The following is a 13022-nucleotide window of genomic DNA, read 5'->3' on the forward strand; positions in this document are numbered from 1 at the left end:
AAATTCCTATAGTGATTTAATGTCAAACGAGTGGATGAATGCTATGCTTGTTATAGCGTAACGGCGCCACGAAAGCCAACGTTGTTTTTTGCAAAGCCAGTATAAAGAGGTTGCGTCAAAAGCATTGTGACGCGGTCGATTTTAGAGACCATATTTGGTTTGCGCAACAGGTCATTTAAATTCTGATAGAGCAAACGAAGCATAAATATGCCAGGACGCCTTGTTTTGATCATTGTGATAAGCAGATTAGATTTATTTGCAGATAGTTTTTACAAATAGTATTAAGTCGCTACCGAAGATAGTTATAAAAATTCAAGAAAATAAATAGGTGTTTTAACTGTAAATGACTCCGTATAAACACTGATTCCCCTCAAATATTATTCAATTATTACTACATCAATGGAATTACAATATACTCTGCTTGCATATTTTAAACAGGGTATTAAAAGCTCCGCACCGAACACACAGTCGCATAACCGGAGATAAGAAACTTGTCACGAGTATCAGTAATGGCATCAGTTCCCAAGCACCATGCATACCCGGCAGTTGTTGTAGTCGAACTCCAAAAATGCCCCAGTGCCAGGCCAAGCGGTGTATCGCTGAACGCTCAAGCGGTGCAGGTCACCGACAGACCTTAAAGTTTGTTCTAAGTTCAAAGCCGGTTTCTTAGGTAGTTCGGGTTTTATCTGTTCGCTGTTTTTGAGTGTTGAGTTTTCCGTTTCGTGGCTTACTTCCTGTTCCGGGTGCAGGGTTTGCGGGTTGGTTATCCATTGCAGCTGGACCACTGGCCTTGGCGGTGGCAGCTTCGGCGCTCCCGGTTTGTGGAGCTTGGGCAGGTGCTTGATCTTATGTGGTTGCATCTTTGGCCTCCTTTCCTGTTAAGCTTGGGCGGTTTGAAATTCCGTTTGTTGCTTCGTTTGCTTTTGTTGCAATACCTTGGGATGCTGTACCATTTTTTTCTGCGGTTTTCATTTTTAAATGGTTTAAAAATTTGTTTTCTGTTTCCCTTTCTTTCCGGAGCCTTTGCTTGATAATTATTTTCAAAAGAAATAGTCATGACAAAACATCTGGTCACAAACACACATGAAAAAGCATGTCGGTGATGGCGCGCTACCTTTGTGATTTACTCAATAGATTTTGTTATGAAGCACGAAGTATCGTTTCCTCAGATAATTGAAAGGGGTTGTGGCATGGATGTACACAGAGACACGGTAGTTGCCACCGGTTCAGGCGTTGGCGTTTCGATCGAAACACGCACTTATACCACCTATACGAACGATTTATACAAATTGCGCGAATGGCTATTGTCAGTTGGGGTTACGCACCTTGCCATGGAAAGCCCTGGGATTTACTGGAAGCCTATATGTAACATTCTTGAAGACGACTTCGAGGTTATCCTGATCAATGCCAGCCATGTAAAAAACATACCCGGCCATAAGACAGATAAGAAAGACAGCCATTGGTTAGCAAAACTGCTATTAAGCGGCTTGCTTAAAGCAAGCTTTATCCCCTGTAAAGTGATTCGGAATCTGCGTGACCTTACCCGCTACCGCAAGAAGTTAGTTCGGCAAGCCACAGCCGATCGAAATCGCTTGGAACGTATTTTACAGGATGCCAATTTCAAGATCAGCAATGTTATAACTGACATTTTCGGCATATCAGGCATGAAACTGATCGATGCATTATTAAATGACACGACCGACTTTGACACCTTGTATCAGTTATGCCACGGCCGCATTCAGAAAAAGAAAGATATCCTGCGGGAATCACTAATGGGCAAACTGACTGTACATCACAAGTATATGTTAACCACTATCAGGCAAAACTTGTATGCTATGATGAGCAAGATCGATATGATTGATGCGCAAATACAAGTATAGCCAGCCCTTAAAGGACAGAATTAGCAATGTTGCAAACTATCCCAGGCATAACAGTATAAGTGCCGCCTGCCTGCTTTCTAAAATCGGTGCAGATATGAGCACATTTCCAACTGTTCATCACTTAGCATCCTGGGCCGGTATATGCCCCGGTAATAATGAAAGTGCGGGACGTATCATGTCGGGCAGAATTACCAAGGGCAATCAGTATCTTAAACCAACACTAGTCGAATGTGCATGGTCTGCTACACGGGTTAAAGACTGTTATCTGCGAAGAAAATATGAGAGCCTGGTTGGCAGAAGGGAAAAGCGAGCACTTATAGCTGTTTGCCACAAGATTCTAATTGCAGCCTACCATATTATTAAAGATAAAGTAGCCTACAAAGAATTAGGCTATGACTATGTGGATGCACGACGAAAAACCAATCAGGTACAGTCCTACTTGGATAAATTAAGGATTTTGGGTGTGTCGGTTGAAATAACCGCTATCCAATTACAAAGGTCGACTTTTACTGGATGGACAAAGGTAACCCCAAAAAGAAATTGACACCGAACGCTAGAACAAACACTTGTTGCCATGAGCACGCAGAAGAAAATTTAATTATCTGGCGTTTTATTAAACTATTTCAAAGAACAAAAAACTTAATTTTTCAAAAGAAAAAACGGAAAAAAAGAAAGCAAACCAGTGTGCCCGCACCAGGCAAAAAGGAAACGGAATAATTGGACGGGACCCTTTGGGGAGGCGGCCGTTTATGCCGTAGTCTTTTGCGGATATGACAGCAGTCTTTCTTGTCGCGGGCAACACCTTCGCTGTCCTTTTTATCCGTTTTCGTTGAAAATAGGATTCAATTGACTGGTGGTACACAAGTTTTATAGCATGTGAGAGTTCATGTGGAATGGAAAGAGATGGTTAATCATGCGGATGGAAGAAGCAAATCTGTGAGGAGCCTAGTGGATCACAGTTTTGCGCGAGCGGCATGGATGCTGGCAGCGAATGTAACCCAGAGCGACAGAGTGTGGCGCAATTAAGCTGCCTGCCTCCATGCAGGGGGTAATTTTTCGAGACATCTATGGCTTTATAATAGGTCGCCTTTTTTTTCAAATCATTAAAGTTTCTTACGCGGAGAGCCTTTTGCTATGTGTAGAAAGTTCAGGAACGGTGATAAAAAGTACTCAGGACATAACCGCTTTCCGATAAATTTCTTCAGCAATCGCGAATAGATCGGATACCTTATCTGCCAGTATATTAATACAGTTAATATCCGGTGCAAATAAATCCTTGTACCTGCCGGAATAATAACCTGATTGCAGCAAAGCCAGTAACCTGACATCCTCATCGGATGAATAATCGAATACACCGGCCAAGTCATCGGTAAACAATCGCGTTAACCTAAGCAATTTTGACAGGTTATGAACAGTAAGGCGATAACCAAGGACGATGCGGATGATAGCACTTAAGGTGCTCTCCATTGCCTGATGTAAAAGAAACAGCGTAATACCGTTACTCCCTTTATTGATACAATGCCAAGCTGAATCAAGGAATTCTCTGCCCTGTCCTCCCCACATTTTCCAGTCTGTTTCAATTTCTTTGATGCTAACCTCATTATCAATAGGCTTTAATTGTGGCTCAAAAAACTCATCGGGCTGGTATGAGATTTTGGATTTGACCATCGCATTTGTGAAAAACTTGTTGCCTTCTTCAAGCCCTTGGATAAATTGATTTGCTTTGGATAAAATGACATATATGTTCACATACTGTCTGCAACTATCCTCTATTCTATTCGCAATCTCATGTTCAGGAGATTGATTATTATCGGAGACAACCACCAGTAAATAAAAAGTCGAAGGGCTGGGATGTGTCCCCAGGCAGCTAATGAGTTGAACAGCTGGTATCTTGCTCACGATAAATTTTACAAGCTGATCTAATCCTAAAGCCGTTTCCGGACTGAGCCGATCGTTAAAAGTGCAATTGCTACTGACCAGCGATAGATTTTGTGTTGCTGTTTGCGGTGGAAATGCGGCGGCATTTTTATCCGAAACGCTGTTCTTTAGGACAGGCCTGATCTCGCGCTGGTGAATGATCCATGCAGCTTCATAAAGCTTTTGCATATTTTCGTAAAAGTAAATTACATCGCTCATATCCAGGTCATCATCGATCGTGCTTACCGACAATCCTGCCTCCAACCATTCATACAGAAAGGTTAGGTATTGATCTATCGTATAAATCTCGAATAGATTGCTAATTGCCAGGTACGGGTTGATTCGCTCCAACGGTGAGAGAAAAACGGGGTAATGAAGCCATTCGCGTTCTTCCTGTGCAAGCTGCTCATCAAAGTTAATATGAATTGTTCTCAAACGCTTTTTTGCAGCTTTACTTCTGATCAGCAGGTACATTGCTTCCAGTAAGCGGGCGCTTAATTGATGTGTCATTAAAAGGCTGGCAGGACTTTTTCCTGTATAGAAACCGTCTTCAATCACAAATTGCCGCCATTCCTTTAATTTGCCAAGGTGACCAGGCAGCCAGTCAGCTGAAAAGAAGTCGCCGATGACAGCGATCGGCGACGCTATCTCATTCCGGTTCAGAAATTTCGAATAGAAAGGCTGATTGCTATTTTGCTTTGCTTCCATCACTCAAAAGTTTATCCGGCAAACATTTACCGGTTATGCAAAATAAAATGCCAAGCAAGGCGTACCGAACCAAAATCAGTTGTATTTCACAAATAGCGGCTTGTTTCGTACATTTACAAGTAAACGATACCTTTGAAACATGACAGAATCCACCCCACACATAGGAAGAAAGATCAGTAAAGTCCGGGAGTTAAAAGGAATAAAACAAGAAGCTTTGGCGGCTTTGTTGGGTATCAGTCAACAGGCTATATCAAAAATCGAACAGAGCCCTGAAGTAGAAGACCTTGCATTAGATAAGATCGCGCGAGCCCTTGGTGTTACGTCTGAAGCTATTAAGAATTTTACTGAAGAGGCAGTCTTTAATTACTTCAATAATTTCCACGATAACAGCACAGGCGATTTTCGTCATCATTGTACTTTCAACCCTTTAGACAAGTTAATGGAGTTAGTTGAGGAAAATAAAAAACTCTACGAACGCCTACTTCAAGCCGAAAAAGAAAAAAACGAATTATTGAGTAAGAAATAGTTCACTGCCGGCAGGATGGATTTAAAGCAGCAACTATTATATGGAATCATATTGAGGAGCACAAAATCCAGGTTTGATCATACCGCTTTTCAGAATTGCTTCGCTTTTAATGCTGACCCCATTCTTGCAAAACTATTGGAAGCCTATTCTGCCGCCAAATCAGATGAACAGATCGTCGATGAGATGCGTCATGCAGCATTTACTTATGGCCATAAATGGCTGAAGAAAGATATTCATGAATTTATCAGGGACAAGTTTTTTGTATTCAGGCTGGAAATAGCTACAACTACTTTACTGAAAGATATGATCGATATGGGCTACCCTCAATTACTTATAAGTAGCATTGTCTCCCAACTTTGTGGCAATCTTAAGCCGCTGCTTCTCTTACAATAATTTGTTGCCGTAAATTCCTACGTGTTTCACGAATAATCGCCGGTGTAACCGGCTAGTTTGCTGATTGACACAAGTAGTCACTTGTATCAATCAGCAAAGCTTGTTTTTCGCGGTTTAACCAGACTTCTGAGGTCTATTTCTTCCCGCTGAGTTTTTCTGCAAGGTAAGGATCAGCATTTCCTTTGCTAAAACTGCACCCGCTAAACCAGCCGCCCACTTGTTTTACTACAGCCGAACCTGCCTGGTAGGAAGTATTCATGGCGCTCCTTGTGCTTTGAACTACAATTGTATTTACCCTTTGAAGTAAACCGTTCCCTCCTGCCGCGTGGACGATATAGCCCGCTACTGATGGTACACAGAAATACCCGGCAATGCCGATGATAGGAAAATGATATATGCGGTATCCGTCGAACTAAAAAAGGTGCTGGCATTCTCATGAACCTGGGCAATATCGATCGCCAGCATATTTTGCTGCACTTTCCCGATGATAGCCCCGAATATATTCGCCACAGGCAGCCAAAGAAATAGATTGAGGTATCTGGCTAACCATTGGGTCAGCGTTTGCTGAAATCCATCGAAGACGCTCAGCCCAAATACCAAGGGCCCGAGAATGGCGAGTACGATCAGGACAAACGTTCTAATCATATTAACACATAATGCTGCCAATTCATATACGACTTCAAGAACCTGGGACAGCCATTGTTTGATATTGTTTTTAAAGGCGTAGCGCTGTTTGGCCATCCAGAATTTCACGTCATTGGTCACACCATTGATCATACCGTCATTACCGCTGCCGGTCTTATCATCGGGATGGGTATATTTATACCATCGCTTTTCATCGCCATCTCCGTCATCGCCAACATAGGCCTGCCACTCTTCGCTGCTTTTCAGCGCTTCCTCTTTGGCTTTGAGCAGCCGGTCAATCGAAGCATCTGAGTTTTGTACCATGCTTTGTGTCGCGGTAACCACAGGTTTCATGACACCATTGATGACCGCGATCACTGCCGGAAAAAATGTAATAGCTATTCCGAGGGCAAAAGGGCGCAGTAAAGGGTAAAAATCGACAGGCTCAGCCGATGCGATCTGCCGCCACACCCGTGCGCTGATAAAAAGAAGCGCAGCAAACCCGGCGATAGCCCTGGCTGCGTCTGTCAGCTGGCTGCACATTGGCATCATATCGTCATAAACCTTGTCGAGTGTGTCCTGAAGGCCGTGGATACTGTCAGCTATTCCTTCTGCATGAGAAAAATGCGGAAGGCAAACGAAAAGCAATCCAGTTGCTAAAACGTACATCCATTTCTTTTTCATAGAATTTCAATTTAACGGTGATTATTGAACGGAATTGTAAATAAGAACTTGGTTTATGAGCACTGATCATATGACACTTATCAGATACCCTTTCCTCTATCTGTAATTATAGAGTTGTACAAATCTTTATTACTGCATTTATTCATTTATGTAATTCTGCATTTGTACAAATGCAGAACTCTTCATTACTACATTGCTATATTCTTGCATTTATATATTTGTATAATTCCAGATATCTACATTTCTGTATTTGCAGAGATCTGTATTTGTGCATATGTAGATTTATTCAAAGTCAAATTCACAGGGACAACCTCCTTTTCTTTTTGCGTTTCTTTCGCAGTCCGGTCAGTGCCATATCAGCCATACCGCCATCAGGGTTGTCAGTGCCGAGCAGATCGCTGATAAGACTGCGATCAGGTAAACCCGCAGCAGCCACCTGCTGCCAACCCTGTTGTTGTCTCGCCTGATCTGTTCGGCGACTGATATCGTCATTTTGATCTGGAATGCGATGTTTTTGGTTAAAGTATCCAGTTCCCTGAACCTGTAAACGGTCTCCGCTATTTGCTTTTCCGATCGTTTCCTGTAATTGTCCTGTGCTCTGAGGCTTAATAACTCCAGGTTCTGATGCAGTTTTCTGGACTTTTCGATTTCCTTTTGTAATGTCTGGAGGTCTTGTTCCGCCTCCGATATTGATCGAGGTTCCGGTTGTTTGTCCTGCTCCTGTCCTAATATTTGCTTCGTGAACTGCTGCGCGATCTCTTTCTTGTTCATAACCGATACTGTTTTTTACTGATGACCATTTATAGGCATTCCCTAAATGCTGTCCTTTGAACTGCATACCTTCAATTCCGTACGATATCCCGCTGATAAGGCCTGTATTTGCTTGGTTGAACCGTACGTTGATACCTTTCGCCTCAAGTGCCTGAATAAATTCTGCTGTTGTGGGTCTTTGCCTGAGTACCTCTTTAAGGATAACCTGCAATTTCATTTTCGTGGAAGGCGCGTCTGTCCGCTTCATCATTTCCAGTTCATTCTTCGTCATGGCCCGCTCCTGCGCCTGTTTGCTGGATATTACCGGCGTAAGGCCATATTCCTTTTCCAGCTTTCTAAGGACAGCTTCGCTGCGCTGATAATCATTGCTGTCCGAAACCAATGAGCCATCATAGCCGATCCGGTTGACCAGGAGATGCAAATGCGGGTGATCGGCATCATAATGCCGGAATATCATGTACTGATTGCCTTTAAATCCCATAGCATCGAGATAATCATGGGCAATGACCTTCATTTGCTTATTGTCCAGGTCTTCGTTTACAGGAAAGTTGAGCGAGGTATGATAAAAATATTTGGCCAGGTTTGGGCGCTGCAGCCTGACCATTCTGACCTCATCTATAATCGTCTGCGCCTTTAGCTCTGCAAATGACATATCCAGCAGTTCTGCCTTGCCCTTGCTTACCTTTTCAAAGTTATAGTTCAGTGCTCCCCTGAATCCCTTCCCTTTTACCTGGTCTGCTGTCATGGATCAAATGTTTAAGGATAGATGTTTGCTGCCTGCCAAGCTCCGATATCACTCCGATAAAATTGGGTTGCTTGCCTGCATTCATTTGCCTGGCTATCTGGTTGAGGTTGACTCCGATCTTATGCAGTTCCCGGTACATCGCCGCCGTTACCGGCGATACTTTTACCTGCGGGAATTTGCCTGTAAATATCTTCTGCCTGATCCAGTTCGCGGGTGTCATGGCCGAAGCTTCGGCACAGGTAGTCACCCTTTCGTTTTCAGAAATGGTCAGCCTAATGTTGACCTGGACGATCCTTTTGTCTTCCTCATTTGCCGCTGGTCTTCCCATGATTGATCGTGTAACGAAGTGAACGATGCACTGCACTCCCGGGAGGGAGCAAGCCGTTTAAGCGTAGCGAAAACATGGCTTGCTCCATACCAGAAAGACAGTCTTATCTGCTTAACCTGATGCGCTTACTTTGCGCTTCTCCTTTGAGGACTTTCTGAATGTCCTCAAAATTGTAGTATAGGATACCTCCAATTTTTGTGAATGGGATCGTACCGTTGTCCCGTAATGTTTGAAGGGTATTGCTGGAGATTTTAAGCAGGTTCTTGACCTGGTAACTCTTGAGCCACTTTGGTCGTTCACCCTCCGGTGAACCACCGCCAATTAATGCTTTGAACTGGCCTATCAGCTTTTCGCCGAATGCCTCCAAGTCTTCTCTGGTAATAATTTCTGTTGCCATAATACTCAATTTTGTTTTGTTGTTGATCACTTAAGCTCATTGTTGCTGAAAAGAGCTTAATTTTCGGCTCGCCACTTTTTATTGCGATGCCTTGGTACAAAATTGAGTGAATAGCAGATTAATTTTATCCGATGTCATCCGAGTCGGACCAACAGATTTCTAATCTGTAGGTCTTTGGTTCGAATCCAAATGGGATCACATCTTGTATAGCCTCTTAGTTTATCTAAGGGGCTTTTTTGTGGGCTAAAACGGGCTATTGATACTCTTAACGCTGTTTTTGATAGTTATTAGTTAATTAATTGAGTGGATTGGTGATTTGCTAATTTAGACTTTCTGTTTCGTGTTTTGATGTTTTATCGGTGTATTTTGGCGCACTTTTGGCGCATATTGTTAATTGAGATTATGAATTATGACGCCCATGCACGCTTATAGCAATCAAGTGCAAGGAGGAACGGAATAAATGATAGCCTGTGTGTTGGATTGTGTTTATGCCGTAGTTCCTTGCAACGCTTCAGCAGCTATGAGCGTAACTTTGCTCAATAATTCATTCTATACTCCTCGTCCATAACACCTCACATTTTCTTTCAACTTCCTTATATACTATACCCTTGTCATCTAAAATGTGCGTAATGGGAATAATCCTTAACGCGATTAGTTTATACCTAAAGTTAAGTCCATCTGCGATACTTTTCTGTTTTTTCTCGAAATCTTGTACCTACCCCTATAAAATTAATACCACTATAAAAACAGGTAAAACTTCATATTGCAACATGAAGCAATGGAAGTCATTTAATCATCATGAGTCGAAAGTTACGTCTTACAACGGCACTTCTAATTTTTCTTGTGATCTTGTAACTACCCTATATAAAGTCAAAGTATTGGAAAAGTTAGAACTTTAGAATGAAGTTGTACTGTTAGTTTGATTGGCTATTTAAGGATTGGGGAATGGCTCTTCCAACCACTCGCTCTAAAAGGTTACTGAATCCGATACATTGCAACATCTATCAAGAGATTTTAAAGGGAATAATCATCAGTTACCTTTTAATAAAAGCAGCAGACGATAATAGTTAATGGCTTACACCATTTGATCGTTATATGTAAACGTAAATTTTCCTTTTAATCTTAATGGGGTTCCATCAGCTCTGAAGATCATTTTGCCGAACGAACTCACCCATCTTTCACGAGTTCCATTTATCGGCGTAATCTTATAGACCATTGAGAAATCGGCTCCTGTATTTAACGAAATGGTTAAAGCTGTTTCGACTTGCTTCCTATAATCATCACTAACTATATCAAGGGCATCTATCCAAGTTAGCTTCGTTCCCGGAGGGTATCCGCGAACCCTCAAACCATATTCAGATAAGGTAAGCTGGTTGTTGGCAACATCAATCGACCAGTCCCATAAGTATTCATCATACGATATGGTTAAGTCTAAACACTCTAATATGTCCATTAACTGTTCGTTAAGCTTATCAGATTTATTGTAGGATAATTCTAATTCCTCACCTAAAGCTAATAGTTCAGCTTTTAAAGAAGCATTTTCCGCTTCCAAATCTTTACTTTGTTGATATAGCCGTTCATAGTCGGGGTGTTTCTTTTCAGCGGTATTTCGGTCTATTTTAATCTGATCAGCATCTGCAAGTTTATTCGTTGATACATCACGCTTTCGCCTTATTAAAAAGATATTTATTGATAGAAGCAATAAAATAAAAGTGTAAAACAAAATGTTTTGTAGTGGTGACCCTACGCTAAGGGACTTGATAAGGAGTTCGAAGGTATGGAAGATGTTGTCATTCATGATAGGTGTCGGCAAATAATAATGCAAGGTAATTATTCCTATTAGCTATAACAACCCGTTTAAACACCCATTAATAGTTAAATTACAATTCCCTGATTAACTTTTAATCATTATGGACTGCGGGTGCGAAAGCTAAGGTTTGTAAAACAACATTAAAACGTTTTCTTGTGTCAAGTGTAGTTATCATAATAAACTTATGGCGACGGAACATACTACTTTAATTGTTAGCGCATTTTCAGGGCTTGCAGGTGCTTTGATATCCCAGGCATTAACTGGTTTGTTCGCCTACTTTGGGGATAAACGGAAAGCAGAAACTGAACTTAAGAATCAATACAGGAGCAAGCAGGTCGAGATTGTAGAGAACTACTACTACGTTACCGGTGAGACGATGTCCATCCTCAAGAAAAGCGTTCAGCTATGGAAAGGCAGAAACATACAGCGTAGTGAGGCTAGTTATAAATCAATGTCTGATAGTTTAAAGGAAGCTGATGCTCGCTTGAAGCAAATGAATATTGATAACTGGAAACACAACCTCATCGGGCTTTACTTCAACGTTACCTTGTCCTATGATGAACTAATTGCTGCTAACAATAAATCGCATGAGTTGTATTTAAAAGTACTTGATATCGAGAGTAAAATACGAGAGGCGAGTGATGATGAAGAAGATAGAGAGCGCTTAATTGGTCAATATAGCGTTGCCATCTTCGACCTCTGTAGCCAATATGATGCTGTTTATGATATTCTTGCCAGTGACATGAATAAAGTTAAGGACGAGTTGCTAAAAGGTTTTCAGTTATAAGCGGACTTCCCTTTTACGGCAAAAACTGTCACTTATCTGAAGTTGGCCATTCGTCTTCCGGGTCTGCATGTATCAAAACCTTGTACTCTTCCCAAGGATTATCATTAATACCTTCATCGTGTTCTTTTAATAGCCTTCGGGCGTGTGCAAGATCTATACTATAGTCATCGATTTCGTCCTGATAGCTTTCAATTAAGGCCATCAACGATTGCTCTTCCTTTACAAGATTTTCGCGTTGTGTTAGTTTAGCCATAAGCTTAGTAATCATAGATCAATATGAACATCGTAGGTTTTACCTTCTTCACCTTCAACAGATGCGTTCCCGTCTTCGTCAACGTCTGCGGGGCTAATGTGATCTTCGTCCAAATACCCATCATTAGGGAAGTTTATTTGAATTACTTGACCATCACTTACTTCAACGGATAATGTATAAGTTGCTGAATAGCCCGTATTAGGATTTGAATAGTCGACGGTTGCATTATAACTGCCATCCGAGATAACGCCTGACTCCTTATCTTCATCATCGTCACTGTCTAACGATTGTTTCCTTGTTGAACTTGATTGCGTTGGTGTATAAGCCGGTGGACTTACAGCTACTGGGTCGCTTGGCTCAGTTTCTGATTTTGACTTATCCGGTGATAAACACGAACTGTTAAGCATCAAAAATAGGTTTAAGCAACATACTTGAAGCCATTGCTTAGTAGTTATGAAGGCTTTCATTTCGTTACTTTTTACAAACACCACATGTTAAACCTTGCTTAGCACAGCGTTTACAATACTTGCAGTTTTTGCAAGCACGGCATGGGTTTTCACCTTTGCATGTTGCAAAGGCTTTGCTTGTTGATGAGGAGGATGGGTTGAAGCTGGTTGTGCTCAATAGAGTTCCAACAGCCAGGCTGAGGATGATAAGGTGTCTTTTCATAACTGTATTAGGTTGTCTTTATAAACCTAATAAATACTTATGACATATCAAAGCCAATCATTCTGTTTACGAGATAGTAGCGCAGCTTTCGTTATGTTGTATTCTTGGTCGAGATAAAATGTATGCCAATGACTTATCTGTGAAACCTTATGACGAACAGTTACAGTTATATGGACTTTCTCTTTGCCCATACCAATCAGTGTGGCTTTAATGATGATACAAACCTTTCTGACAAACTCATCGATCATTGGCTTCTTCTCTTCAGGAGGAAAGAATACCTCATTGTAATAGGTCAAATCAAAGCGGCACAAGTCAATTGACAGACCTCTACGGCTATGAAACTCAAACAGATATTTGAGGTCATGTGCGGTGATTTTGTCCTTTAGCTTTGGGTTATCCTCTATCCATCTAATGAGGTTTTGTTGTACTACCTCGTAAAACTTGCCTATTGAATGCTCTGTCATACACCATCAATTATAAAACAAACTTGCTAAAATAATTAGTAAAAAGTCAAATAAAGATTTCCACCT

General features: G+C 41.5%; 18 protein-coding genes and 1 pseudogene. 5 read left to right on the plus strand and 14 right to left on the minus strand.

Features of this window, described 5'->3' with window-relative positions:
* Nucleotides 1-50: 50 nt before the first annotated feature.
* The 3 genes from EAH55_RS31050 to EAH55_RS31430 form a co-directional block, all read right to left on the minus strand.
* Nucleotides 51-233, minus strand: coding sequence for a hypothetical protein (locus EAH55_RS31050; RefSeq protein WP_162997018.1), 183 nt, complete (start codon nucleotides 231-233; stop codon nucleotides 51-53).
* A gap of 282 nt (nucleotides 234-515) precedes the next feature.
* Complete coding sequence (locus tag EAH55_RS24515; protein ID WP_162997019.1) at nucleotides 516-785, minus strand: hypothetical protein; 270 nt, start codon at nucleotides 783-785, stop codon at nucleotides 516-518.
* 61 nt (nucleotides 786-846) lie between these two features.
* A complete protein-coding gene (locus tag EAH55_RS31430; RefSeq protein ID WP_262707311.1) occupies nucleotides 847-972 on the minus strand; it encodes a hypothetical protein in 126 nt (41 codons plus the stop codon).
* Nucleotides 973-1142: 170 nt separating this feature from the next.
* Here EAH55_RS31430 and EAH55_RS31180 point away from each other — a divergent pair, with 170 nt between their 5' ends.
* Both EAH55_RS31180 and EAH55_RS31185 read left to right on the plus strand, forming a co-directional pair.
* A complete protein-coding gene (locus tag EAH55_RS31180; protein WP_208644926.1) occupies nucleotides 1143-1880 on the plus strand; it encodes an IS110 family transposase in 738 nt (245 codons plus the stop codon).
* Complete coding sequence (locus EAH55_RS31185; RefSeq protein WP_208644927.1) at nucleotides 1861-2424, plus strand: transposase; 564 nt, start codon at nucleotides 1861-1863, stop codon at nucleotides 2422-2424. Before EAH55_RS31180 ends, EAH55_RS31185 begins: the two co-directional genes overlap by 20 nt.
* 626 nt (nucleotides 2425-3050) lie before the next feature.
* On the opposite strand, the gene EAH55_RS24535 is transcribed toward EAH55_RS31185, so the two are convergent.
* Complete coding sequence (locus EAH55_RS24535) at nucleotides 3051-4505, minus strand: HEPN domain-containing protein (RefSeq protein ID WP_121811976.1); 1455 nt, start codon at nucleotides 4503-4505, stop codon at nucleotides 3051-3053.
* A gap of 139 nt (nucleotides 4506-4644) precedes the next feature.
* On the opposite strand from EAH55_RS24535, the gene EAH55_RS24540 reads away from it, so the two are divergent.
* Together EAH55_RS24540 and EAH55_RS24545 are read left to right on the plus strand one after the other, a co-directional pair.
* Nucleotides 4645-5031 carry a helix-turn-helix domain-containing protein gene (locus tag EAH55_RS24540; RefSeq protein ID WP_121811977.1) on the plus strand — a complete coding sequence of 129 codons (387 nt, stop codon included), beginning with the start codon at nucleotides 4645-4647 and terminating at the stop codon, nucleotides 5029-5031.
* Nucleotides 5032-5082: 51 nt separating this feature from the next.
* On the plus strand, nucleotides 5083-5424 hold the full coding sequence (locus EAH55_RS24545) for a hypothetical protein (RefSeq protein ID WP_162997020.1): 342 nt from the start codon (nucleotides 5083-5085) through the stop codon (nucleotides 5422-5424).
* Between the two features lie 133 nt (nucleotides 5425-5557).
* Here the strand turns inward: EAH55_RS24545 and EAH55_RS31435 are convergent, their stop codons facing one another.
* From EAH55_RS31435 to EAH55_RS24570, 7 genes and pseudogenes are all read right to left on the minus strand, one after another.
* Nucleotides 5558-5683 carry a hypothetical protein gene (locus EAH55_RS31435; RefSeq protein ID WP_262707312.1) on the minus strand — a complete coding sequence of 42 codons (126 nt, stop codon included), beginning with the start codon at nucleotides 5681-5683 and terminating at the stop codon, nucleotides 5558-5560.
* Between the two features lie 12 nt (nucleotides 5684-5695).
* Nucleotides 5696-5821 (minus strand): annotated as a pseudogene (locus EAH55_RS31465) (hypothetical protein); the annotation flags it as partial.
* Complete coding sequence (gene traJ / locus EAH55_RS24550; protein ID WP_262707313.1) at nucleotides 5767-6732, minus strand: conjugative transposon protein TraJ; 966 nt, start codon at nucleotides 6730-6732, stop codon at nucleotides 5767-5769. The gene traJ and the pseudogene EAH55_RS31465, both read right to left, overlap by 55 nt.
* Before the next feature lie 298 nt (nucleotides 6733-7030).
* Nucleotides 7031-8248 (minus strand): relaxase/mobilization nuclease domain-containing protein, encoded by a 1218-nt coding sequence (locus tag EAH55_RS24555; protein ID WP_121811979.1) that lies wholly within the window; start codon nucleotides 8246-8248, stop codon nucleotides 7031-7033.
* The gene (locus tag EAH55_RS24560) at nucleotides 8196-8576 is read right to left on the minus strand and encodes a plasmid mobilization protein (RefSeq protein ID WP_121811980.1); all 381 of its coding nucleotides are present in this window, start codon (nucleotides 8574-8576) and stop codon (nucleotides 8196-8198) included. The genes EAH55_RS24555 and EAH55_RS24560 overlap by 53 nt, the downstream gene beginning before the upstream one ends.
* A gap of 103 nt (nucleotides 8577-8679) precedes the next feature.
* The gene (locus EAH55_RS24565) at nucleotides 8680-8973 is read right to left on the minus strand and encodes a helix-turn-helix domain-containing protein (RefSeq protein WP_121811981.1); all 294 of its coding nucleotides are present in this window, start codon (nucleotides 8971-8973) and stop codon (nucleotides 8680-8682) included.
* Nucleotides 8974-10048: 1075 nt separating this feature from the next.
* Nucleotides 10049-10771 (minus strand): PAS domain-containing protein, encoded by a 723-nt coding sequence (locus EAH55_RS24570; protein WP_121811982.1) that lies wholly within the window; start codon nucleotides 10769-10771, stop codon nucleotides 10049-10051.
* A 196-nt stretch (nucleotides 10772-10967) separates the two neighbouring features.
* Between EAH55_RS24570 and EAH55_RS24575 the strand changes: the two genes are divergently transcribed.
* Nucleotides 10968-11570, plus strand: coding sequence for a hypothetical protein (locus EAH55_RS24575; RefSeq protein ID WP_121811983.1), 603 nt, complete (start codon nucleotides 10968-10970; stop codon nucleotides 11568-11570).
* A 28-nt stretch (nucleotides 11571-11598) separates the two neighbouring features.
* On the opposite strand, the gene EAH55_RS24580 is transcribed toward EAH55_RS24575, so the two are convergent.
* The 3 genes from EAH55_RS24580 to EAH55_RS24590 all read right to left on the minus strand — a co-directional run bounded on the left by EAH55_RS24580 (nucleotide 11599) and on the right by EAH55_RS24590 (nucleotide 12956).
* Entirely contained in the window at nucleotides 11599-11823 is a 225-nt protein-coding gene (locus EAH55_RS24580) for a hypothetical protein (RefSeq protein ID WP_162997021.1), read from the minus strand.
* A gap of 11 nt (nucleotides 11824-11834) precedes the next feature.
* Nucleotides 11835-12290, minus strand: coding sequence for a hypothetical protein (locus tag EAH55_RS24585; RefSeq protein ID WP_121811985.1), 456 nt, complete (start codon nucleotides 12288-12290; stop codon nucleotides 11835-11837).
* Between the two features lie 249 nt (nucleotides 12291-12539).
* Nucleotides 12540-12956 carry a hypothetical protein gene (locus EAH55_RS24590; RefSeq protein WP_121811986.1) on the minus strand — a complete coding sequence of 139 codons (417 nt, stop codon included), beginning with the start codon at nucleotides 12954-12956 and terminating at the stop codon, nucleotides 12540-12542.
* Nucleotides 12957-13022 lie beyond the last annotated feature (66 nt).

Origin of the sequence: Mucilaginibacter kameinonensis (genome assembly GCF_003675385.1) — a bacterium.
In the GTDB taxonomy this organism is placed as follows: domain Bacteria; phylum Bacteroidota; class Bacteroidia; order Sphingobacteriales; family Sphingobacteriaceae; genus Mucilaginibacter; species Mucilaginibacter kameinonensis.

Bases quoted from the DNA above. Each gene is read 5' to 3' on its own strand.
- traJ (WP_262707313.1), bottom strand. From the start codon at position 6,732: ATGAAAAAGAAATGGATGTACGTTTTAGCAACTGGATTGCTTTTCGTT.
- EAH55_RS24585 (WP_121811985.1), bottom strand. From the start codon at position 12,290: ATGAAAGCCTTCATAACTACTAAGCAATGGCTTCAAGTATGTTGCTTA.
- EAH55_RS31435 (WP_262707312.1), bottom strand. From the start codon at position 5,683: ATGAATACTTCCTACCAGGCAGGTTCGGCTGTAGTAAAACAAGTGGGC.
- EAH55_RS31430 (WP_262707311.1), bottom strand. From the start codon at position 972: ATGAAAACCGCAGAAAAAAATGGTACAGCATCCCAAGGTATTGCAACA.
- EAH55_RS24540 (WP_121811977.1), top strand. From the start codon at position 4,645: ATGACAGAATCCACCCCACACATAGGAAGAAAGATCAGTAAAGTCCGG.
- EAH55_RS24590 (WP_121811986.1), bottom strand. From the start codon at position 12,956: ATGACAGAGCATTCAATAGGCAAGTTTTACGAGGTAGTACAACAAAAC.
- EAH55_RS24555 (WP_121811979.1), bottom strand. From the start codon at position 8,248: ATGACAGCAGACCAGGTAAAAGGGAAGGGATTCAGGGGAGCACTGAAC.
- EAH55_RS24565 (WP_121811981.1), bottom strand. From the start codon at position 8,973: ATGGCAACAGAAATTATTACCAGAGAAGACTTGGAGGCATTCGGCGAA.
- EAH55_RS24535 (WP_121811976.1), bottom strand. From the start codon at position 4,505: ATGGAAGCAAAGCAAAATAGCAATCAGCCTTTCTATTCGAAATTTCTG.
- EAH55_RS24575 (WP_121811983.1), top strand. From the start codon at position 10,968: ATGGCGACGGAACATACTACTTTAATTGTTAGCGCATTTTCAGGGCTT.
- EAH55_RS31050 (WP_162997018.1), bottom strand. From the start codon at position 233: ATGATCAAAACAAGGCGTCCTGGCATATTTATGCTTCGTTTGCTCTAT.
- EAH55_RS24560 (WP_121811980.1), bottom strand. From the start codon at position 8,576: ATGGGAAGACCAGCGGCAAATGAGGAAGACAAAAGGATCGTCCAGGTC.
- EAH55_RS24580 (WP_162997021.1), bottom strand. From the start codon at position 11,823: ATGGCTAAACTAACACAACGCGAAAATCTTGTAAAGGAAGAGCAATCG.
- EAH55_RS31185 (WP_208644927.1), top strand. From the start codon at position 1,861: ATGCGCAAATACAAGTATAGCCAGCCCTTAAAGGACAGAATTAGCAAT.
- EAH55_RS31180 (WP_208644926.1), top strand. From the start codon at position 1,143: ATGAAGCACGAAGTATCGTTTCCTCAGATAATTGAAAGGGGTTGTGGC.
- EAH55_RS24570 (WP_121811982.1), bottom strand. From the start codon at position 10,771: ATGAATGACAACATCTTCCATACCTTCGAACTCCTTATCAAGTCCCTT.